Source organism: Vibrio sp. 10N.261.55.F4 (assembly GCF_041470465.1).
In the GTDB taxonomy this organism is placed as follows: domain Bacteria; phylum Pseudomonadota; class Gammaproteobacteria; order Enterobacterales; family Vibrionaceae; genus Vibrio; species Vibrio crassostreae_C.
This window is the reverse complement of record NZ_JBFRMM010000037.1, coordinates 39,989-61,139: the sequence shown is the minus strand read 5'-3', so window position 1 is coordinate 61,139 and position 21,151 is coordinate 39,989. Positions and strand designations below refer to the sequence as shown.

Genomic DNA, 21,151 nt, shown 5'->3' with positions numbered 1-21,151 from the left:
TAAACTTTTTCTACTTGCTCCAAAGCGCTTCACAATCTTGACCTTCGTAGTTTTTATCTACGAATAAGCCTAAAACAGCGATCACTCGATCGCCATCCATTAATATCGGCGTTCTGCGTCTTAACCAACTGGGTACTTGGTACTCTTGAAACAACTTCTTAAGCTTCCTGCTATGACCGCGCCCAACAGGGTGTACTGACAATCCCTCAGGGTTAAATATCACTCGCAGTGTTCCTCTCGTTGTGTTGAGACTAAAATGTTGCGCATCACAGTGGTTAGATACACCATCACTCGCCGCTGAAGTTAAGTGTAGTTCCCCTAAACCGTCAGGCAAAACTAAGCTCTCTTCCATCGAGATATCACTTTGCCAGTTCGACAAGTCTTTGGTCTCTTTGACGACATAGAGCTGATGATTAAAACGTCTAACCTCAACCTCATTCAACACCAGCTTAGGGTTGGCGTCTGCCTGAGCACATGCCACCTCATCCCATATAAGTTTGAGCTGCTTTTGGCTCGGCATCGGTTGATTACAGCGGCTCAGCCACATTCTTAATAAGCGTGCACGCAGTAAATCAGAGTGCTGAGATAATACCTCAATACTTAAGCTGTGCTTCTCAGTCAAAGCTTGTTGTAAGTGAGATTCTAACAACTCATCCAACAGTAACTCTTGCTCTGCACATAGCTGAGCACTACGACTGACCGATTCTCGAAAACTAGGCCAACGCTCGGTCAGTGTCGGAGTGACTTGATGACGAATAAAATTACGGTCAAAGCGAACGTCTTGATTACTCTCATCTTCTACCCAAGTTAAAGCCATATCGCGCGCCGCCCCTTCAATATCCGTTCTCGTCACCGACAGCAGTGGGCGAACGATATGAGCACCTGAAAATGGCATCACTTTCGCCATTGAAGAGAGCCCTTTCGGACCACTGCCACGCTTAAGAGCTAACAAGAAGGTCTCGACTTGGTCATCGATGTGCTGGCCTGTCACTAACACATCACCTTGTCTAATATGCTTTTTAAGGGCTTGGTATCGCGCGTCTCGAGCCAGCTTTTCAACGCTTTCTCCACGGCTAATATCTAGCGAGACTCGTTCAATGAACAAGGATACCGACAAAGCATCACACCATGTTTTGCACTGCTCTGCCCAATAATCAGCATTGTTGCTTAAGCCGTGGTGAACATGTACCGCACAGCAATCGATGTGATGGGACTTAGCGAATTGGGCAGCCAACTCCAACAACACTCGTGAATCGACACCACCACTGAAAGCGACGATCAACCGACAAGGCTTAAGCGCGCTTTGATCAAGTACAGATGTGAAGGTATCAATTAAGTGTGTCATGAGGCTAATAAACCAAGAGATCGTGTGTTAAGGGATAATGTTTTAATAATAAAAAAGGGTTGGCACTGAGTCCAACCCTTTCATCATTTGTTCGTATAGCTAGCCTTATCGCTAAGGCAAGTTATCAGCAGTAGCCGTAGCTCATTAGACGCTGGTAACGACGCTCAAGCAGCGTTTCGTTATCAAACTGCTCTAGCTCTTCTAGCTGTTTAACTAACATGTCTTTCATGTTTTGAGCGGTTTGTGCAGGGTCGCGGTGCGCGCCACCTAGAGGCTCAGGAATGATTTCGTCGATAAGCTCAAGCTCTTTAAGACGAGGAGCAATCAGGCCCATCGCTTCAGCTGCTTGTGGTGCTTTATCTGAATCGCGCCATAAGATTGAAGCACAACCTTCTGGAGAGATTACTGAGTACGTAGAGTACTGAAGCATGTTCACGTAGTCACCAACACCAATCGCTAGTGCACCACCAGAACCGCCTTCACCCACAACGTTACAGATAACAGGAACTGAAAGGCCAGCCATCACTTTTAGGTTTTTAGCGATAGCTTCAGATTGACCACGCTCTTCAGCACCAACACCTGGGTATGCGCCCGCTGTGTCGATGAAAGTAATAATAGGCATGTTGAAACGCTCAGCAGTTTCCATTAGACGTAGCGCCTTACGGTAACCTTCTGGCTTTGGCATACCAAAGTTACGGATCACTTTCTCTTTAGTCTCACGACCTTTCTGGTGACCAATAACCATAACAGGACGGCCATTTAGACGAGCCATACCACCCACAATAGCTTTGTCGTCAGCGTAAGCGCGATCGCCCGCCATCTCTTCAAACTCTGTGAATGCATGCTCCAGGTAATCTTTGGTGTAAGGACGTTGAGGGTGACGAGCAAGTTGAGCTACCTGCCATGCACCTAAGTCACTAAAGATTTTCTGTTTAAGCTCTAAGCTTTTTTTCTCTAGTTGTTCGATTTCTTTGTCTAGATCTACCGCTGTGTCACCACCGTGACGCGAAACGTCACGTAGCGCTTCGATTTTTGCTTCAAGTTCAGCGATAGGCTTTTCAAATTCTAGAAAGTTCAGGCTCATCTATGAATCCTTGTTGATTCAGCTCCGCATTCGCGAAGCTAAATTTTAGTTAAATTCGAGTTCTACTTGGCTATTTCCAAGCAGCTGTTTTAATTCGTCTAGTAATGTATCACTTGGCGTCACACGCCATTCTGTGCCCAATGTTAACCGCGCTCTAGCGTCGGCACGCTGGTAGTATACATTGACTGGGACCGTTCCGGCTCTATAAGGTTCTAAGATTTGACTAAAGCGTTCAAAAAATTGACCGTTAATTTGGGATTGGTCGATAGATATCGACACCCCACGAGCATATTTCTCACGGGCGCTTCCTAAGTCCATGACCTCGCGCGCGGACATTTTAAGCCCGCCATTGAAATCATCAAAGCTGACCTGTCCGGAAACGACCACAATTTTGTCTTTTTCGAGCAATTCTGCGTAGCGATCGAGCGCATCCGAGAACAACATCACTTCCATTCGGCCCGATCGGTCATCAAGTGTCATCAAACCGATTCGCGTACCGCGCTTAGTCGTCATTACTCTCGCAGCAATCACCAAACCGGCAATTGTTAGTGATTGGTCACGACGCGTTGGCGTGGCATCTTTCAAACGACAGCTGGTGTATTTCGCTAACTCTTTGATGTAAGCGTTAACCGGGTGACCCGTTAAATACAAACCAAGCGTTTCACGTTCACCTTCAAGCCAAACCTTCTCAGGCCATTTAGGCACTTGGGTATACTTGTGTTCAACCTCTTCCGGAGCGTCGGTCAACACGCCAAACATATCAGATTGACCAAAAGACTCGGCATGGTGATGTTGACTCGCTGCCTTCACCGCATCTTTCAAAGATGCCATCATCGCCGCTCGGTGAGGACCTAATCTATCTAAGGCTCCGGATAGAATCAACTTTTCGATAACACGTTTATTAACCTTCTTCAGGTCAAGACGTGCACAGAAGTCGAATAAGTCTTTAAAGTAACCACCTTTATTTCGCGCTTCAATAATCGCTTCAATAGGGCCTTCACCGACCCCTTTGATCGCACCGATGCCATAAACAATCGCGCCATCTTCATCCACGTTAAAGCGGTACAGACCCGAGTTGATATCTGGTGGTAAAAGCTTGAGCTTCATACGGAAACATTCATCAACAAGGCCAATAACCTTCTCGGTGTTATCCATATCTGCCGTCATTACCGCAGCCATAAATTCCGCTGGGTAGTGCGTTTTCAGCCATAGCGTTTGATAAGAAACCAGTGCATATGCTGCGGAGTGAGATTTGTTAAAGCCGTAGCCCGCAAATTTCTCTACCAAGTCAAAGATCTTCATGGCCAGCTCGCCATCAACACCATTGGCTTCAGCACCCTCTTTAAAGGTACCACGCTGCTTTGCCATCTCTTCTGGCTTTTTCTTACCCATCGCACGACGCAACATATCCGCTCCACCAAGCGTATAGCCAGCAAGGATCTGTGCGATTTGCATTACCTGCTCTTGATACAGGATGATGCCGTACGTAGGTTCTAGCGTCTCTTTCAGCGATTCGTGTTGCCACGTTTCATCAGGGTAAGAAACCGCTTCACGGCCGTGTTTACGGTCGATAAAGTTATCTACCATGCCTGATTGCAGAGGACCCGGACGGAACAGGGCTACCAATGCGATAATATCTTCAAAACAGTCGGGCTGTAGACGTTTGATAAGGTCTTTCATACCACGCGATTCCAGCTGGAATACCGCGGTGGTTTCAGAATTTTGTAATAGGTTAAATGACGCTTGGTCATCAAGAGGAATCGACTCGATACGAACCGGTTCTTTCCCCTCTTTCTTCAAACGTGGATTCACTAGGCCTAACGCCCAATCGATGATGGTCAGAGTACGTAGACCCAAGAAGTCGAACTTAACCAAACCGGCGGTTTCAACGTCATTCTTATCGAATTGCGTTACTGGGAAGTTACCTTCTGCATCGGCATAGATTGGCGCAAAATCGGTGATCGTGGTGGGTGAGATAACAACACCGCCCGCGTGCTTACCGGCATTTCGCGTACAACCTTCAAGGATGCGACACTTATCGATCAGCTCACGAACTTCTTCATCGCCATCGTAAAGCTCTGGCAATGCAGGTTCAGCAAGGAATGCTTTCTCTAGCGTCATACCCGGATCTGGCGGTACAAGCTTTGAAATTCGATCGACGAAACCAAACGGGTGGCCCAATACACGGCCTACATCGCGGATTACCGCTTTTGCCGCCATGGTACCAAAGGTGATGATCTGAGAAACAGCATCACGACCGTACATCTCAGCCACGTGATCAATAACTTGGTCACGCTTATCCATACAGAAGTCGATATCGAAATCGGGCATGGATACACGTTCTGGGTTCAAGAAACGTTCGAAAAGTAGATCGTATTCAAGTGGATCGAGATCGGTGATATCCAAGGCGTAAGCGACTAGAGAGCCGGCACCAGAACCACGGCCAGGACCTACTGGCACATCGTTGTCTTTTGACCACTGGATGAACTCCATTACGATCAAGAAGTAACCTGGGAAACCCATGTTGTTAACAACTTCGAGCTCAATCTTGAGTCGCTCATCGTATTCCGGTCTGCGCTCAGCACGCACTTTTTCATCTGGGAATAGGAACGCTAGACGTCGCTCAAGGCCTTCTTCAGATTTCTTGATCAAGAAGTCTTCAATCGCCAAACCTTCCGTTGGGAAGTTAGGCAGGAAGTACTCGCCCAGACGAACCGTTACATTACAACGCTTAGCAATCTCAACACTGTTCTCAAGTGCTTCAGGGATGTCTGAGAACAGCTCACACATCTCTTCTTCACTACGTAGATATTGCTGCGCGCTGTAGTTCTTAGGGCGACGAGGATCGACCATAGTGAAACCATCATGAATCGCCACGCGGATTTCGTGAGCATCAAACAGGTCTTCAGTTAGAAAAACCACTTCGTTGGTTGCGACAACAGGCAGGTCTTCCTGTTCAGCAAGCTCTAACGCAAAGTGTAAGTATGACTCTTCATCTGGTCGTCCGGTACGAATCAGTTCCAAGTAAAAACGATCGGCGAAGTACGTTTTGTAAAACTCGACGCTGCTTGCAACCAAGTCACGGTTACCTTTCAGCAACGCCTTACCAATCTCACCTTCTTTGGCGCCCGATAGAATGATCAGGCCTTCTGCATTCTCAATTAGCCACTCTTTATCAATAACAGGCTGATGTTGAACATGACCACGAAGGTAAGCTTTTGAGATGAGTAACGTTAGGTTGTTATAACCTTTATTGTTCGTTGCGATAACGGTGAGCTTGGTCAACTCGTCACCGAATTCTGGAGACTGCATCAAGAAGTCAGCACCAATAATAGGTTTAACCCCACACCCATGGGCAGTACCGTAAAACTTCACTAAACCACACAGGTTGGTAAAGTCGGTCAATGCTAGAGCAGGCATACCCATTTCAGCGACTTTTTTAACTAATGGTGGCACCTTGGATAGGCCATCCACCATCGAAAAGTCACTGTGTACGCGTAGGTGAACAAATTTTGGATCTGACATTATTTTTCCTGAGTTCTAGGTTTGAGCCTAGGATTACAACTGTGTGTATTCTATTTTTTTCTAATACAAGTTAGCAACTTTATTCGATGCTAAGCTCTAGTTAACGTAAAGCTCTAATCTATACCAAGAATACGTTTTACTGGCTTAAAGCTCTTGCGGTAATGCTCGGTTACACCATGTTTTTCAATCGCTTCGAAATGCGCTTTGGTCGGGTAACCTTTATGCTTAGCAAAACCAAACTCTGGATGAAGTTTATCAAGATCTTCCATCTCTTGGTCACGAACGACTTTTGCGATAATAGACGCCGCACTGATTTCAGCCACTCGCAAGTCCCCCTTCACAATCGCAAGACCATCCATCGGCAGTTCTGGGACTCGGTTTCCATCTATCAACGCCATATCAGGTTGAACGCTCAACCCCGCGATAGCTCGCTGCATAGCAACCATCGTCGCTTGCAGAATATTCAACTCATCAATTTCTTGTGGAGAACAACGACCGACAGACCACGCCAAAGCTTTCTCTTTGATTTCAGGAAGTAACGCAAGACGCTTTTTCTCAGACAATTTCTTTGAGTCGTTCAAGCCTTCGATTGGGTTGTTTGGATCAAGGATAACCGCAGCGGTCACCACGTCGCCAACCAAAGGGCCACGCCCTACTTCATCCACGCCAGCAAACAGCTGGTAACCTTGCGGGTATTCAAATGGAGGAAGCTCTTTTTTTTCTTTTACTGCCATAACTAATCTCTTAATGTTCTGTAAATAAGCGCTTTATGCTTCAACAAAAGGTCGGTCAATCAATTTCAATACTGCGTTAGCGGCTTGTTTGTCTGCGTCTTTGCGGATCCAGTGATGCATCTCGGTAAAGCGTTTGATCAAGGCACTGTTATCGGCTGATAGCATTTTATCGACAGACGGGAACAAAAAGTCTGGGTGGCACTCTTCAAGAATATGCTCTTTCACGATCTCTTCACCAGCCAAAATATTCGGCAGTGACACAAACTCAGTGATCGCCAACTTCTTAACAATGTAACCCGTCAGCTTATTTACTTTGTAACCAACCACCATAGGGCGTTTAAGCAACATACATTCAAGAGCCACGGTACCTGAAGCCAAGAGCACAGAATCAGCGGCGGTAATCACGTTGGTTGCCGTATCTTCGACTAACGTGAATTCAAGCTCTGGTGCGGTCGATTGCCAGATTTCAGTAAACTGCTTTTTACGCTGCTCGTTAACGAGCGCAACAACAAAATTGATATCCGGATACTTCTGCTTGATACGTTGGCAAGTTTCGATAAATGGCTGAGCAATCAAACCCATCTCACCACCACGACTACCCGGTAATACGGCTAACCACTGCTTGTCTTGATCAAGACCTAACAGCTCTCGAGCATCTTGTTTACTAGGCTCTAAAGGAATCGCGTCTGCCAACGTGTGACCAACAAACTCACAGGCAACGTTATATTTATCGTAGAACGCTTTTTCGAACGGCAAGAAAGCCAAGACTAAGTCGGTTGCTTTGTCGATTTTAAAGATACGCTTTGGACGCCAAGCCCACACTGAAGGGCTCACGTAATGCACCGTTTTGATACCAGCGTTCTTAAGGTCTAACTCAAGCCTTAGGTTGAAATCGGGCGCGTCGATACCGACAAAGACATCGGGTGGATTTTGAGTGAAATACTTAACCAGCTCTGCTTTTACTTTTAACAAGCGAGGTAAACGGCCAAGCACTTCAACTAAGCCCATAACGGCCAGCTCTTCCATCTCGAAAAGAGACTCACAACCTAGGGCTTTCATTTTCGGCCCGCCAATGCCAACGAACTCTGCATTCGGGTATTGTGATTTGATCGCTTTGATAAAGCCTTCACCAAGCGTATCGCCAGACAGTTCGCCGACAACAATGCCTACGCGCAATGGTTCATTCGAAACGAAGTCCGAGCTATTGGTTGCTGCTTCTTGCTGTGCCATAGTTTTTCAATTCCCTTGTTGCCTAAAACAAAAAAGACCGCCTAACGAGTAGCGATCTTTTTGTTATACCATTCTGATGAAGTAGTTATTGCCATACTCACATTGATTGGTACATAACCATATCGAGTATTAACGAATAATACCGCGCTCAGAGTTCTCTAGCATTTCAAGCATAGGCGCTACCGAAGTAAACTCTTTTGCCATTTCAACTAAAGCCACTTTCGCTTCTTCAAGTGTTTTACCTGATCGGTATAGCTCTTTGTACGCTTTCTGTAGTGCACGAATTTCAGGTTTCTCAAATCCGTTACGCTTCAAGCCTACTAGGTTAAGGCCGAATGGAGCCGCGTGGTTACCCTGTGCAAGCACGTACGGCAGTACATCTTGAACAACTGCAGAACAGCCACCAATGTATGCGTAAGCACCAATTGAGCAGAATGGGTGAATCGCAGAAAGTGCCATAACACCAGCGTAGTCGCCAACCGTTACATGACCGCCAAGAATAGCGTTGTTACCAATGTGAGTGTGGTTACCAACAATAACATCGTGCGCTACGTGAGCATTAACACAAAGTAAGTTGTCATCACCAATCACTGTGGTTGCTTTGTCTTGAACCGTACCACGATGGATTTGAACCGCTTCACGAATTACGTTGCGATCACCGATTACAACTGTTGTGTCTTCGCCGCCGTATTTCTTATCTTGGTTTTCTTCACCGATAACAGCGTGTGGGAAGATACGATTTTCTTTACCAATGGTTGTGTGACCTTTGATCACAACGTGCGACATCACTTCAGTGTCGTCACCAATTGTCACATTACCAGCAATGTAAGTGAAAGGCCCAACCGTCACGTTAGCACCGATAGTTACATCACCTTCGATTACTGCTGCCGGGTGAATTTTCGCTGTTTCATGAATCATATTAAAACTCTCTACGAGCACATTTAAGTTCAGCTGAACATACAACTACGCCGTCAACCTTAGCAACACCATTAAACGATGCGATGCCACGACGTTCTTTTAAGAATTCAACTTCGATAACCAGTTGGTCACCTGGTACTACTGGCTTACGGAATTTAGCTTTATCTACGCTAGCAAAGTAGTACAACTCGTTGCCAGAAGGCGCACCGAAAGATTTGAATGCTAGAAGGCCTGTTGCTTGTGCCATTGCTTCTAAGATCAACACGCCTGGGAATACAGGAAGCTGAGGGAAGTGGCCTGTGAACTGAGGTTCGTTAACAGAAACATTCTTAATTGCGGTCAGTGTTTTTTCTTTTTCAAAGCTAGTCACACGATCAACCATTAAGAATGGGTAGCGATGAGGTAGTAGTTCCTGAATTTCAGTAATGTTCATCGTTGTCTGTTCAGTAGTCAAAGTCGTATTCCTATGTATATTCTTTATTTAATTAGAAGGATTATAAACGAAAAAGACTCGCTGTACGCGAGCCTTTTATTAGAAATGCTGGAATTATGATTCCGCGCTCTTCTCAATAAGTTTTTCAACGGTTTTCAAACGCTTGTTCATTTCATCAATACGATGAACTCGCGTCGCTGTTTTACGCCAGTCTTTATTTGGCTGTAAAGGAATACCCGAAGAGTACATGCCTTTCTCAGTGATGCTGCGCATTACCATCCCCATACCGGTGATTGTAACGCCGTCAACGATTTCAATGTGACCATTAATCACACAACCACCACCAATAATACAGTACTTACCTATCGTCGTGCTGCCTGCAATGATAGTACCACCAGCAAGAGCTGAACCATATCCGATGTGAACATTGTGAGCAATCTGGAGTTGGTTATCTAGGATAACGTTGTCTTCGATGATTGTGTCATCTAATGCGCCGCGGTCGATGGTAGTACACGCGCCAATTTCTACGCGGTTACCAATGCGAACAGAGCCGACTTGCGGGATCTTAACCCATTCGCCTTTCTCGTTCGCATAACCAAAGCCATCAGAGCCAATAACAGTACTTGATTGGATCAGACATCCTTCACCAATCACAACTTCATGGTAAACACTTACGTTAGCCCACAGCTTAGTGCCTGCGCCAATTTTTGCATTTTTACCAATAAAGCAACCAGCACCGATGATCACATCATCACTAAGTACTACACCAGACTCAATCACAGCGTTCGCACCAATAGACACATTTTGTCCAATAGTTGCATCGCTAGAGATTGAAGCAGAATCAGCAATAGCCGCTGCGGGTGCAGGAGTAGTATCAAGCGCTTGAGCAACCTTAGCAAAAGCAACGTAAGGGTCACTAACCACAATAACGTTGGTCTTACACAATTCGCGCTCACTCTCTTTAACCATAATAGCGGACGCTTTACAGTCACCTAGGTGCTTGCTGTACTTCACGTTAGAAAGGAACGTAATGTTACCTTCTTGCGCTTTATCCATAGGAGCGACTGCTGAGACGGTAATCGTACCGTCTCCGTGTAGCTCTCCCCCAGTAATCGTTGCCAATTCGGCTAAAGTCAGGTTCTTCATAAAACTTATTTCAGTGATTTAATTACTTGCTCAGAGATGTTGTATTCAGGCTTACCGTATTGTAGAGCTTGAATATCAACGATCATGTCGTAGCCTTCTTTCTCTGCAACTTTAGTTACAGCATCTTGAATCACTTTGAACAGCTTCTGCTTCTCTTGTGCTTCACGACGTTGACTTGCTTTTTCTAATGCTTGAGCTTTGATTTTGTACTTGCTGTCTAGTTGGCCAACTTCGATACGAAGCTTCTCAACTTCTTCAGGACCTAGTAGCTCGCCATCACGCTTAAGCTTTTCAATCTTGGTTTTCGCTTCAGCTTGAATGCTCTGTAGCTCAGCCGCTTTATCTTTGAACTCTTCCTGCATTTTTTGAAGAACAACTTCACGCTGAGGTAGAGCCTGGAATACTTGTGCAGTGTTTACATAACCCACTTTTTGCGCAGCTTCAGCAGCTGTTGCAAAGAAAGAAGAGCTAAGAACTACAAGGCCTAAACCTGCTGCTTTAATCATATTTTTCAAAATATTGTCCTTTAAATATTAGAAAGTTCTACCAATGGTAAATGTGAAGAACTCTTCATCATCACCTTCGTAAACTTTAATTGGTTTCGCTAGAGAGAAAACCAGTGGGCCCATTGGTGACATCCATTGAAGAGCGGCACCATAAGATGAACGGTAATTTGTTGGGTCAGAGTAATCGTAGTAGTACTGGCTGCCACTATTTGGTGCGCCGCGGTCTACGAACTCTGTGTCCCATACACTTGCCATGTCGAAGAAAACACTGGTTCGAATCTGGCTGCGCGCTTCATCAGAAGCAAACGGCGTTGGTACAATTAACTCTAAGCTTGCTAAGGCAACCGCGTTACCACCCACTGAATCATCAGTAGCGGTATCATAGGTTGGGTTGTTACCTGTGCTGCTTCCGTAAACGGCTTTCGGGCCAGCTGAGTTAGAACCAAAGCCACGTAGGGTTGTAAAACCACCTGCGTAGTAGTTCTCGTAGAATGGGAACAAGTTATCGTTACCATCTGTTTGACCATAACCATTACCATAGCCTAATCGGCCGCGCATCAATAGTGTGAACTCATGCTTTTTGGTCAGCGGGATGTAATGTTTTACATCGTACTGCATTTTGAAGTACTGAGCATCAGAGCCTGGTACCGTCATTTTAGCGAAAGCACGTTGGTGGTTACCCTCAGTTGGGAAGAAACCACGGTTCAAATTGTTACGCGTCCATGAAATATTGATATCGAAGTCATCGGTTAAGATGTGCTCGTCACCGTATTGGTCGATACTTCTCGCGAACTGTTCAACTTGGATATAAGTCGGTACGTTACCGATCTTGTTGTGCGTATAGCCCACACCAAACTCGATACGGTTCAGCTCATCCATAGGGAAACCCCATGTTAGGCTGGTACCGTAACTTTGGTTGGTATAGTCGACGATGCCCGCTTCAGAGGCTTCAAATTCGTTGTAGAAGATCTTACCGCCTAAGCTCACACCATCAAGGTTCCAGTATGGGTCACGGTAGTCTAAGCTCACGTTCTTTTGGTAATCATTCATCATGGCACTTACGCCAACACGGTTACCTGAACCTGCAAAGTTATCTTGTTGCAAACCAACTTGGAAACTAACACCTGATTCAGTACCGTAGCCAACACCAAAGTTGATACTGCCTGAGTTCGCTTCCTTAACGTTGTAAACCAAATCAACTTGGTCTTCACTGCCAGGAACACGCACTGTTTGTACATCAACCGTTTCAAAGAAACCTAAACGGTTAAGACGGCTCTTACCGGTATCAATGGACTTAGAGTTAAGCCAGCTGCCTTCCATTTGACGCATTTCACGACGCAGTACTTCGTCTTTCGTTGAGTTGTTACCCGTGAATCGAATATCACGAACATAGATACGGCTGCCCGCTTCTACATTGATAACCAACGACACTTCTTTGGTCTCATCGTCAAATTCAGGAATCGTGCGAACTTGTGGGTACGCGTAGCCAGATTCACCAAGAATTCGTTTTACGTTCTCTTCCAAAGACGTTACCGAAGAACCGTTGTACGTATCGCCGTCTTCGAATGGCACTAACGCTTCGAAGTCAGCCTCACGACCGATTAATTCACCACGGAAAGAGACATCTTTAACGGTGTAGGCTTCGCCTTCATCGAGGCCAAGCGTGATGTAAACACCTTTTTTGTCTGGAGAGATCGCCACCTGCGTAGAGTCAACCTTAAACTTAAGGTAACCACGGTCAAGGTAGTAAGATTTCAGCGCTTCGATATCACCGGCTAATACTTGCTTTTGGTATTTTTCATCCGCAAGGAAATTCCACCATGCAACATCAACATTCAGATTGAAACGACTAAGCAGTTCAGAGTCAGAGAAGACTTCATTACCGATAAAGTTGATTTGCTGAATCTTAGCGGATACGCCCTCAGTAAACACAAACTTAAGGTCAGAACGGTTACGTGGCAGAGGTGTCACAACCGCTTTTACTGTCGCGTTGTACTTACCAACACTGTAGTAAAAATCTTCAAGGCCTTTTTCAATGTTACTCAGCGTAGTACGGTCAAGGGCTTCACCTTCACGAACACCAGACGCATCTAGGTTCTGCTGAAGCTGTTCTTCTTTAATCGCTTTATTACCAGAGAATGAGATGCTTGCGATGGTCGGTCGTTCTTGAACTTGAACAATCAATACACCTTCATCACGAAGTACTTTAACGTCCTCAAAGTTGCCCGAAGCATACAATGCACGAATGATCTCAGACACATCGCTTTCATCCACTTCATCGCCAATACGTACTGGCATTTTCAGTAGAGCTGCACCAAGTGCAACACGCTGTAAACCTTCGATCTTGATATCTTGAACTACAAAGTTTTGTGCTCCGTTCGCAGCCACACTAGTGGCCAATAGACTTGCGAACAGAATTTGCTTAATCGCCATACTTATTCTAATTATTCCTTGCTACTACCAATGCCTGTGAGAAACCATTCACAGACGAGTAAAATCGTTAAATATTGCCAGAGCCATCAATGAGAAGAGGATTGCCCCTCCCACTCTGTATCCCATTTCCTGAACTTTCTCAGGTACCGGTTTACGAGTAACGGCCTCAATAGCGAAAAACAGCAAATGTCCGCCATCAAGCATAGGCAGCGGAACCAAATTAATAATCCCTAAGTTAACACTAATCAGAGCCAAAAAGCCCAAGAAGTAAACCAGACCATAATCGGCGGTTGTACCTGCACCTTTAGCGATTGAAATAGGGCCACTCAAGTTGTTTAAGCCAACATCACCAACGATGAGCTTCTTAAGCATTGTCAGTGTCAATCCAATGATTTGACCTGTTTTATCAAATGCTTTTCCTACAGACTCAATTACACCAAATTGTAACTCAAAGCGATAATCTTCTGGCCATTCTGCGACTTCCGGAGCAATACCTGCATAGCCGATTGTCGAACCATCAGAAAGCTCTCGACTTTTTGGTGTCATAACCAATGACTGCTCGGCACCATTTCGCAATACGACCAAGTCCAATGATGTCATTGGATTAGCACGAATTAACTCAACAACCGACTGCCACTGTTCAATAGGTTGCCCGTTAATCTCAACAATTTTATCGCCAGCTTCAAGACCTGCATCGTATGCAGCGCCATCATCAATGATTTGAGCGAGCACTGTCGATATCTCTGGAGAATACGGTCTAAAGCCCAGCGTTGTCATTGCAGATTCAGTTTCTGGGTTGAACGACCAGTCTGAAATATCCAATGTCATTTGTTGCTCAAAGCCGATGTCGTCTTGAGAAGCAACCGTCACTGTCATGGATTGATCACCAATGTGCGATATCAACCCCATATTGACTGATTCCCAATCTGCGGTTTTGATTCCTGAAATAGATTTAAGTTCCATTCCAGTTTCAATTCCGGCTTGTGCAGCAATAGATTGTGGAGTGACTTCACCAATCACGGGCTTAACCGCGGGTACGCCAATCAAAAATACTAACCAATACGCGAACACCGCAAAGATAAAGTTGAATGCAGGGCCTGCACCCACAATCGCCGTTCGTTTCCAAAGCGGCTTCTTGTCGAAAGCGTATTGCTGTTGATCTTCAGAAAGATCGTCAACACGACCATCGAGCATCTTAACGTAGCCGCCCAGTGGAATCACGGACAAGCTGTATTCAGTACCATCACGGCCCACTTTACTCCAGATTGATTTACCAAAACCAATCGAGAATTTTTCAACTTTCACACCACAACGACGAGCGACCCAGAAGTGTCCAAACTCATGAACAGCAACCAGAATGCCAAGCGCTACGATAAAAGATGCGAAGTTCCACAGAATTCCACTCATGCTAGCTGCTCTTTAATAAATTGAATGGCTATTTGACGAGACATATTATCGAGCTCGAGAAGGCTTTCCAAGCTATCTAAACCCTCAAAGTTATGTTGTTCACATACTTTGCTCATAACGTGTTCGTTAATGACAGCAATATCGGTAAACTTCACCTGATTGTTCAAGAAAGCATCGACCGCGATCTCGTTTGCTGCATTAATGGCTGTTGTCGCATGCTGACCTAAGTAGCATGCTTCAATCGCTAACCTCAAACACGGGTAACGACTGAAATCTGGTTCTAAGAAGGTAAGCTCACCCATTTTAGTAAAGTCTAAAGGCTTAACACCCGCCTCGGTACGATTAGGGTAAGACATCGTCAAAGCGATTGGCGTTGCCATATCTGGTTCGCCCATTTGAGCAAGCACAGAGCCATCCTTGTACTGAACCATCGAGTGAATCACAGACTGCGGGTGAATGATGACCTTTAACTGCTCCTGAGAAGCATTAAATAGCCATTTCGCTTCAATGTACTCTAGCCCTTTATTCATCATAGTCGCAGAATCGACAGAGATCTTAGGCCCCATAGACCAGTTAGGGTGTGCAATTGCGCGTTCAGGAGTCACTGATTCGAGTTCAGCCACATCGGTATAACGGAAAGGACCACCAGAACCAGTCAGAAGAATATGGTTAATGCCGTTTTCTTCAAGGTTACAGCGGCCTAGGTTAGTTTGTACGTTCTGCGGAAGGCATTGGAAAATAGCATTATGCTCGCTATCGACAGGAAGCAGCTCTGCACCGTATTTTTCCACGGCGTCGATAAACAACTGCCCAGACATCACCAAAGCTTCTTTGTTTGCAAGCAAGATACGCTTGCCCGCTTTAACCGCAGACATAGTAGGAAGTAAACCAGCGGCACCAACAATCGCGGCCATTACCGTGTCCACTTCCTCTAGAGAAGCAACCTGACACATGCCTTCAGTGCCTGAAAGTACTTTTACGTTAGGGTAACTCACGGACAACACTTCAGTCAGTTGAGACGCTGCATCAGAGCAAGCCATAGCAACATAGCTTGGTTGCCACTTTTCAACTAACGCCAGCATCTTTTCAACATTCGAGCCTGCAGCCAGTGCAACCACTGAATAGAGATCTGGGTTTTGCTCAACGACTTTTAGTGTACTTGCACCAATTGAGCCGGTAGCGCCAAGGATAGTTAGATTTCGCATCACATATGACCGTAGAAATGTAATAAAGGGCAGAATCACTGCCCTTTTTTATTAGAATGCTAAATAAAGCAGAGCAAAGACAGGGAATGCAGCCGTTAAGCTATCTATTCTATCTAGTATACCACCATGACCAGGAATCAGATTACTGCTGTCTTTCACCCCAGAAACACGCTTAAACATGCTTTCAACAAGGTCACCTAGAACAGAAATAACAACGGTCACAAGGGTAATAACAATCATGTGAAGTGGGCTTGTGAATTGGATATCAAACAAATCAGCAAAGATCCAAGCCACGATCACCGCAGTAATAATGCCACCGATAAGACCTTCAATCGTCTTATTAGGGCTTACCGCTGGTGCCATTTTACGCTTACCAAAACTCTTTCCTGAAAAGTATGCGCCGCTATCTGCAGCCCAAACAAGCAAGCAAACAAACATCACCAGTTTAGCACCGTGGTAAGGATCAGCATCGATACCGTTAGCACGCAGGATAACCACACTCCAGAAGAATGGCAGCAGAGTCAGCACACCAAAGGCGTGACGAAGAAGAGAAGAGTCTTTCCATGCAGGCATAGACTTAGGATAAGTCACCGCCATGCCACTCGCGATTACCCACCAAATCGAGCCAATCGTTAGAATGGCGTAGTGAGCAGTAGACAAGTTATTAAGGCTAAATGCATCAAAAGGGATAAAAGAAAAACTTGCAGCACTAACCACAACCGTTGGAATCAACGCTAAATAACGCGATTTGCTTTCCACAAACTGAGTCCACTCCCAAAAACCCAATAGCGAGATTACCGCTAGTGAAAGAATAAATGTAGGAAGTGATAACTCGAAAATACCTAGAATAACTAGGGGAGCTAAAATCAACGCCGTAATAATTCGTTGTTTCAAACCAAAAAATCCTTATTAACTGTCCATCAAAGCTTTAATTTGCTCACCGGTGCATCCAAAACGACGCTCACGGTTAACAAACCAAGTCACAGCTTCTACTAAGCTGTCTTCATTAAAGTCTGGCCAGAATTGTTCAGTGAAATACATTTCGGCGTAAGCCAACTGCCAAAGCATAAAATTACTAATGCGGCATTCGCCACTGGTACGGATAAGTAGATCGACTTCAGGAATATCTGCCATTGTCAGGTGCTGTGTAATCATAGCTTCATCAATGTCATCTACATTAATATCACCAGACTTTACCTGTTGAGCAATAGAGGTCATTGCTTGCTGAATATCCCACTTACCGCCGTAGTTAGCTGCAATATTAATAACCATACCCGTATTGGTGCTAGTCAAAGCTTCCGCTTCTTCTATCTTCTTTTGTAGTCGATCATTGAAACGACTTTTATCACCAATAACACGAAGTTGTAGATTATTTTTATGAAGTTTTTTAACTTCACTCGACAGCACTGAAATAAACAGTTCCATCAAGATACCGACTTCTTCTTCAGGACGACGCCAGTTTTCGCTACTAAATGCAAAAAGAGTAACGGCTTTAATGCCAAGTCTGGCTGCAGAAGAGATAGTTTTACGAACGGCTTGAACACCGTTTTTATGGCCAAAGACGCGAGGCTTGCCCTGAGCTTTTGCCCAGCGACCATTACCATCCATAATGATAGCAATGTGTTTAGGAAGAGAGTCTGTGAACGCTTGAGAATTATGCATAAAAGAGTGAATCAAATTCTAATAGTCGAACAGAGTAGCATAAAAAAACGCTGCACCGTGAGTACAGCGTTTTTCCGGAAAGAAAAGAATATGGAAGATTAAACTTCCATCAACTCTTTTTCTTTAACAGCTAGAACTTCGTCTACGTTCTTAACCGCAGCGTCAGTTAGCTTTTGAATTTCGTCTTGTGCTTTACGATCTTCATCTTCAGAGATTTCTTTATCTTTAAGAAGTGCTTTTAGATCGCCATTCGCGTCACGACGGATGTTACGGATAGCAACACGGCCACCTTCAGCTTCGCCACGAACGATTTTAACTAGGTCTTTACGACGCTCTTCCGTTAGCGGTGGAAGTGGAACACGGATAACTGTACCCGCAGACATAGGGTTTAGGCCTAGGTCAGATGTCAGGATTGCTTTTTCAACTAGAGGAGTCAGCGTTTTATCAAACACTGTAATAGCTAGTGTACGTGCATCTTCAGCGATAACGTTAGCTACTTGAGTCAAAGGCGTTGGAGCACCGTAGTACTCAACAGTAAGACCAGAAAGTAGGCTCGGGTGCGCACGGCCTGTACGAATCTTTTGCAGGCTGTTTTTTAGTGCATCAACACTTTTTACCATGCGCTCTTGAGCGTCTTTTTTGATTTCGTTAATCACAATTTCACCTTGATTATGTTCTTTCTTCAAGAAAGCTTTTTATTTGGAGTGATAAGGATAAGCTTGCCAAGGTACAACACCTCAGTAAGCCCGAAAAATTAGTCAGCGTCGCTGATTAATGTACCTTCAGTTTCACCCATAACCACGCGACGTAGTGCGCCTGGTTTATTCATGTTAAATACACGGATTGGCATTTTGTGATCACGTGCTAGCGTAAATGCAGCCAAGTCCATTACTTTAAGTTCTTTATCAAGAACCGTGTTGTAAGACAACGTATCATACAACTCTGCGTCTGGGTTTGCTACAGGGTCAGAAGTAAATACACCATCTACTTTTGTCGCTTTTAGAACTACGTCAGCTTCGATTTCGATACCACGTAGACATGCAGCAGAATCCGTAGTGAAGAATGGGTTACCCGTACCAGCAGAGAAGATCACAACGCGACCTTGACGTAGTTGGCTGATTGCATCTGCCCAGTTGTAGTCGTCACACACACCTTTAAGAGGGATTGCAGACATTACACGTGCGTTTACGTAAGCACGGTGAAGAGCGTCACGCATTGCAAGGCCGTTCATTACCGTTGCAAGCATACCCATGTGGTCACCAACAACGCGGTTCATGCCAGCTTCAGCAAGACCAGCACCACGGAACAAGTTACCGCCACCGATAACAACACCAACTTGAACGCCTAGTTCAACCAATTCTTTTACTTCTTGAGCCATACGATCAAGGATCGTTGGGTCAATACCAAAACCTTCTTCGCCTTGTAGCGCTTCACCGCTAAGTTTTAACAGAATACGTTGATACACTGGTTTAGGGTTCGTAGTCATGGAGTTTACCTTCCAAAGAGTTGATGATTAACAGTCATGGATAAAAACTGAAGAGCTCAGTTTGCATTCATAACAGCTAAAAGTCGGAAATAATTCATTATTCATAAAAAGACCGCAGCATTTGCCACGGTCTTTTTCAAACAATACGCTAAGGATTAACCTTTTTGTACCGCAGCAACTTCGTCAGCGAAGCTCATTTCAGCCGCTTTCTCGATGCCTTCACCAACTTCTAGACGTACGAAGTCAGATACTGAAGCGCCTTTCTCTTTCAGGATAGCGCCAACAGTTTGCTTAGGCTCCATGATGAAAGCTTGACCAGTTAGAGAGATTTCGCCCGTGAATTTCTTCATACGGCCAACAACCATTTTCTCTGCGATTTCAGCTGGTTTGCCTTCGTTCATAGCGATTTCAACTTGAACTGCTTTTTCTTTCTCAACTACGTCTGCAGGTACGTCTTCTGGGTTTAGGAACTCAGGACGTGATGCAGCAACGTGCATTGCAACGTGCTTAAGCGTTTCAGCTTCGCCTTCACCAGCAACAACAACACCGATTTTCTCGCCGTGACGGTAAGAAGCTAGTGCAACACCTTCAACGAATTGTACGCGACGGATGTTGATGTTTTCACCGATCTTAGTTACTAGTGCAATACGCGCTTCTTCAAATTTAGCTTGAAGAGCAGCGATTTCTAGACGTTCTGCTAGAGCAACTTCAGCAACTTCGTTAGCGAATGCAAGGAAACCTGCATCTTTAGCTACGAAATCAGTTTGGCAGTTAACTTCAAGAAGAGCAGCTGCGCCGTTTGCTTCTTTGATGATGATTGCGCCTTCAGCAGCAACGTTACCAGCTTTTTTAGCTGCTTTCGCTGCGCCAGATTTACGCATGTTTTCAATTGCTAGCTCGATGTCGCCTTCAGCAGCAACAAGTGCTTTTTTACATTCCATCATGCCCGCAGCTGTGCGTTCACGAAGTTCTTTAACTAGAGCTGCAGTTACAGTTGCCATTCTCTATTCCTCAGTAAATTCTAAAAAAGATAAAAAACAGGGGCCTAATTAATTGGCCCCTGATATTGACTGTATTCAGTCCGTTAAGCCACCGATTATGACCGCTTAATATGAACTAAATATGGCTCAGAGCCGCTATTATTCAGCTTCTACAAAACCGTCTTTTTCAGCAGCTACAGCAGCAACATCTTTGTTACGACCTTCTTTAACCGCGTCTGCAGCAGCGTTTAGGTAAAGCTGTACTGCACGGATTGCATCATCGTTACCTGGGATAACGAAGTCAACGCCGTCTGGGTTAGAGTTAGTATCAACTACAGCGTAAACTGGGATACCTAGGTTGTTTGCTTCTTTAACTGCGATGTGTTCGTGATCAGCATCGATTACGAATAGAGCGTCTGGAAGGCCGCCCATGTTCTTAATACCACCAAGAGATTTCTCTAGCTTCTCCATTTCACGAGTACGCATTAGAGCTTCTTTCTTAGTAAGCTTGTCGAAAGTACCGTCTTGAGCTTGCGCTTCAAGTTCTTTCAGACGCTTGATAGACTGACGAACAGTTTTGTAGTTCGTTAGCATACCGCCTAACCAGCGGTTGTTAACGTAGAACTGGTTGCTGTTGATAGCAGCTTCTTTAACAGCTTCAGATGCAGCGCGCTTAGTACCAACAAAAAGAACTTTACCTTTCTTCTCGCCAACTTTAGCAATTTCAGCTAGAGCGTCGTTGAACATTGGTACAGTTTTTTCTAGGTTGATGATATGTACTTTGTTACGAGCACCAAAGATGAATGGCTTCATTTTTGGGTTCCAGTAACGAGTTTGGTGACCGAAGTGAACACCAGCTTTAAGCATATCGCGCATTGATACAGTTGCCATTTTAAAATCCTCTATGGGGTTAGGCCTCCACATCCCCCATGAATCCGACCCCTAACAACTAACCACTTTTCAGCCGTTATCTATGTTGTTGAGGCACCCCGGAACATGTGTCGGAATGTGTGTGATTTAAAGAAATAAGTTAGTGGACACAAAGCTTGTTTCGCCA

18 protein-coding genes are annotated in these 21,151 nt (G+C 45.0%); all 18 read right to left on the bottom strand.

The genetic code is table 11. The features are described from left to right. Nucleotides 1–10 precede the first annotated feature (10 nt). The 18 genes from tilS to rpsB all read right to left on the bottom strand — a co-directional run bounded on the left by tilS (nt 11) and on the right by rpsB (nt 20,985). The gene (gene tilS, locus AB4249_RS17645) at nt 11–1,345 is read right to left on the bottom strand and encodes a tRNA lysidine(34) synthetase TilS (RefSeq protein WP_372104167.1); all 1,335 of its coding nucleotides are present in this window, start codon (nt 1,343–1,345) and stop codon (nt 11–13) included. A gap of 124 nt (nt 1,346–1,469) precedes the next feature. Beyond that, nucleotides 1,470–2,429: an acetyl-CoA carboxylase carboxyl transferase subunit alpha gene (gene accA, locus AB4249_RS17640; protein WP_017060731.1), complete on the bottom strand. Its 960-nt coding sequence runs from the start codon at nt 2,427–2,429 to the stop codon at nt 1,470–1,472. Nucleotides 2,430–2,474: 45 nt separating this feature from the next. After that, nucleotides 2,475–5,954: a DNA polymerase III subunit alpha gene (dnaE, locus tag AB4249_RS17635; RefSeq protein WP_050649624.1), complete on the bottom strand. Its 3,480-nt coding sequence runs from the start codon at nt 5,952–5,954 to the stop codon at nt 2,475–2,477. Nucleotides 5,955–6,067: 113 nt separating this feature from the next. Beyond that, nucleotides 6,068–6,688: a ribonuclease HII gene (gene rnhB / locus AB4249_RS17630; RefSeq protein ID WP_017063371.1), complete on the bottom strand. Its 621-nt coding sequence runs from the start codon at nt 6,686–6,688 to the stop codon at nt 6,068–6,070. A 33-nt stretch (nt 6,689–6,721) separates the two neighbouring features. Next, nucleotides 6,722–7,918 (bottom strand): lipid-A-disaccharide synthase, encoded by a 1,197-nt coding sequence (lpxB, locus tag AB4249_RS17625; RefSeq protein ID WP_017066406.1) that lies wholly within the window; start codon nt 7,916–7,918, stop codon nt 6,722–6,724. 129 nt (nt 7,919–8,047) lie between these two features. Next, nucleotides 8,048–8,836, bottom strand: a complete 789-nt coding sequence (gene lpxA, locus AB4249_RS17620; protein WP_017066405.1) for an acyl-ACP--UDP-N-acetylglucosamine O-acyltransferase — start codon at nt 8,834–8,836, stop codon at nt 8,048–8,050. 1 nt (nt 8,837) lies between these two features. Then, nucleotides 8,838–9,290, bottom strand: a complete 453-nt coding sequence (fabZ, locus tag AB4249_RS17615; protein ID WP_009847408.1) for a 3-hydroxyacyl-ACP dehydratase FabZ — start codon at nt 9,288–9,290, stop codon at nt 8,838–8,840. Nucleotides 9,291–9,383: 93 nt separating this feature from the next. Further along, entirely contained in the window at nt 9,384–10,415 is a 1,032-nt protein-coding gene (gene lpxD, locus AB4249_RS17610) for a UDP-3-O-(3-hydroxymyristoyl)glucosamine N-acyltransferase (protein WP_372104165.1), read from the bottom strand. A 5-nt stretch (nt 10,416–10,420) separates the two neighbouring features. Further along, complete coding sequence (locus AB4249_RS17605) at nt 10,421–10,921, bottom strand: OmpH family outer membrane protein (RefSeq protein WP_017063367.1); 501 nt, start codon at nt 10,919–10,921, stop codon at nt 10,421–10,423. Nucleotides 10,922–10,948: 27 nt separating this feature from the next. Then, nucleotides 10,949–13,354 (bottom strand): outer membrane protein assembly factor BamA, encoded by a 2,406-nt coding sequence (bamA, locus tag AB4249_RS17600; RefSeq protein ID WP_017060735.1) that lies wholly within the window; start codon nt 13,352–13,354, stop codon nt 10,949–10,951. 48 nt (nt 13,355–13,402) lie between these two features. Continuing rightward, nucleotides 13,403–14,761, bottom strand: a complete 1,359-nt coding sequence (rseP, locus tag AB4249_RS17595; RefSeq protein ID WP_017060736.1) for a sigma E protease regulator RseP — start codon at nt 14,759–14,761, stop codon at nt 13,403–13,405. Further along, complete coding sequence (ispC, locus tag AB4249_RS17590; protein WP_372104162.1) at nt 14,758–15,966, bottom strand: 1-deoxy-D-xylulose-5-phosphate reductoisomerase; 1,209 nt, start codon at nt 15,964–15,966, stop codon at nt 14,758–14,760. Before ispC ends, rseP begins: the two co-directional genes overlap by 4 nt. Nucleotides 15,967–16,017: 51 nt before the next feature. After that, nucleotides 16,018–16,860, bottom strand: coding sequence for a phosphatidate cytidylyltransferase (locus tag AB4249_RS17585; RefSeq protein ID WP_017060738.1), 843 nt, complete (start codon nt 16,858–16,860; stop codon nt 16,018–16,020). Between the two features lie 15 nt (nt 16,861–16,875). Then, nucleotides 16,876–17,628 carry an isoprenyl transferase gene (locus AB4249_RS17580; protein ID WP_017063364.1) on the bottom strand — a complete coding sequence of 251 codons (753 nt, stop codon included), beginning with the start codon at nt 17,626–17,628 and terminating at the stop codon, nt 16,876–16,878. 98 nt (nt 17,629–17,726) lie between these two features. Continuing rightward, the gene (gene frr / locus AB4249_RS17575; protein WP_017060741.1) at nt 17,727–18,284 is read right to left on the bottom strand and encodes a ribosome recycling factor; all 558 of its coding nucleotides are present in this window, start codon (nt 18,282–18,284) and stop codon (nt 17,727–17,729) included. A 98-nt stretch (nt 18,285–18,382) separates the two neighbouring features. Continuing rightward, a complete protein-coding gene (gene pyrH, locus AB4249_RS17570) occupies nt 18,383–19,114 on the bottom strand; it encodes a UMP kinase (protein WP_017060742.1) in 732 nt (243 codons plus the stop codon). A 155-nt stretch (nt 19,115–19,269) separates the two neighbouring features. Continuing rightward, complete coding sequence (gene tsf, locus AB4249_RS17565) at nt 19,270–20,115, bottom strand: translation elongation factor Ts (protein ID WP_010436487.1); 846 nt, start codon at nt 20,113–20,115, stop codon at nt 19,270–19,272. Between the two features lie 138 nt (nt 20,116–20,253). Next, a complete protein-coding gene (gene rpsB / locus AB4249_RS17560; RefSeq protein WP_009847420.1) occupies nt 20,254–20,985 on the bottom strand; it encodes a 30S ribosomal protein S2 in 732 nt (243 codons plus the stop codon). Nucleotides 20,986–21,151 lie beyond the last annotated feature (166 nt).

Coding starts and splice junctions, on each gene's coding strand:
- lpxB (WP_017066406.1), bottom strand. CDS start 7,918: ATGGCACAGCAAGAAGCAGCAACCAATAGCTCGGACTTCGTTTCGAAT.
- rnhB (WP_017063371.1), bottom strand. CDS start 6,688: ATGGCAGTAAAAGAAAAAAAAGAGCTTCCTCCATTTGAATACCCGCAA.
- lpxA (WP_017066405.1), bottom strand. CDS start 8,836: ATGATTCATGAAACAGCGAAAATTCACCCGGCAGCAGTAATCGAAGGT.
- accA (WP_017060731.1), bottom strand. CDS start 2,429: ATGAGCCTGAACTTTCTAGAATTTGAAAAGCCTATCGCTGAACTTGAA.
- rpsB (WP_009847420.1), bottom strand. CDS start 20,985: ATGGCAACTGTATCAATGCGCGATATGCTTAAAGCTGGTGTTCACTTC.
- AB4249_RS17580 (WP_017063364.1), bottom strand. CDS start 17,628: ATGCATAATTCTCAAGCGTTCACAGACTCTCTTCCTAAACACATTGCT.
- tilS (WP_372104167.1), bottom strand. CDS start 1,345: ATGACACACTTAATTGATACCTTCACATCTGTACTTGATCAAAGCGCG.
- AB4249_RS17605 (WP_017063367.1), bottom strand. CDS start 10,921: ATGATTAAAGCAGCAGGTTTAGGCCTTGTAGTTCTTAGCTCTTCTTTC.
- bamA (WP_017060735.1), bottom strand. CDS start 13,354: ATGGCGATTAAGCAAATTCTGTTCGCAAGTCTATTGGCCACTAGTGTG.
- pyrH (WP_017060742.1), bottom strand. CDS start 19,114: ATGACTACGAACCCTAAACCAGTGTATCAACGTATTCTGTTAAAACTT.
- rseP (WP_017060736.1), bottom strand. CDS start 14,761: ATGAGTGGAATTCTGTGGAACTTCGCATCTTTTATCGTAGCGCTTGGC.
- tsf (WP_010436487.1), bottom strand. CDS start 20,115: ATGGCAACTGTAACTGCAGCTCTAGTTAAAGAACTTCGTGAACGCACA.
- dnaE (WP_050649624.1), bottom strand. CDS start 5,954: ATGTCAGATCCAAAATTTGTTCACCTACGCGTACACAGTGACTTTTCG.
- lpxD (WP_372104165.1), bottom strand. CDS start 10,415: ATGAAGAACCTGACTTTAGCCGAATTGGCAACGATTACTGGGGGAGAG.
- ispC (WP_372104162.1), bottom strand. CDS start 15,966: ATGCGAAATCTAACTATCCTTGGCGCTACCGGCTCAATTGGTGCAAGT.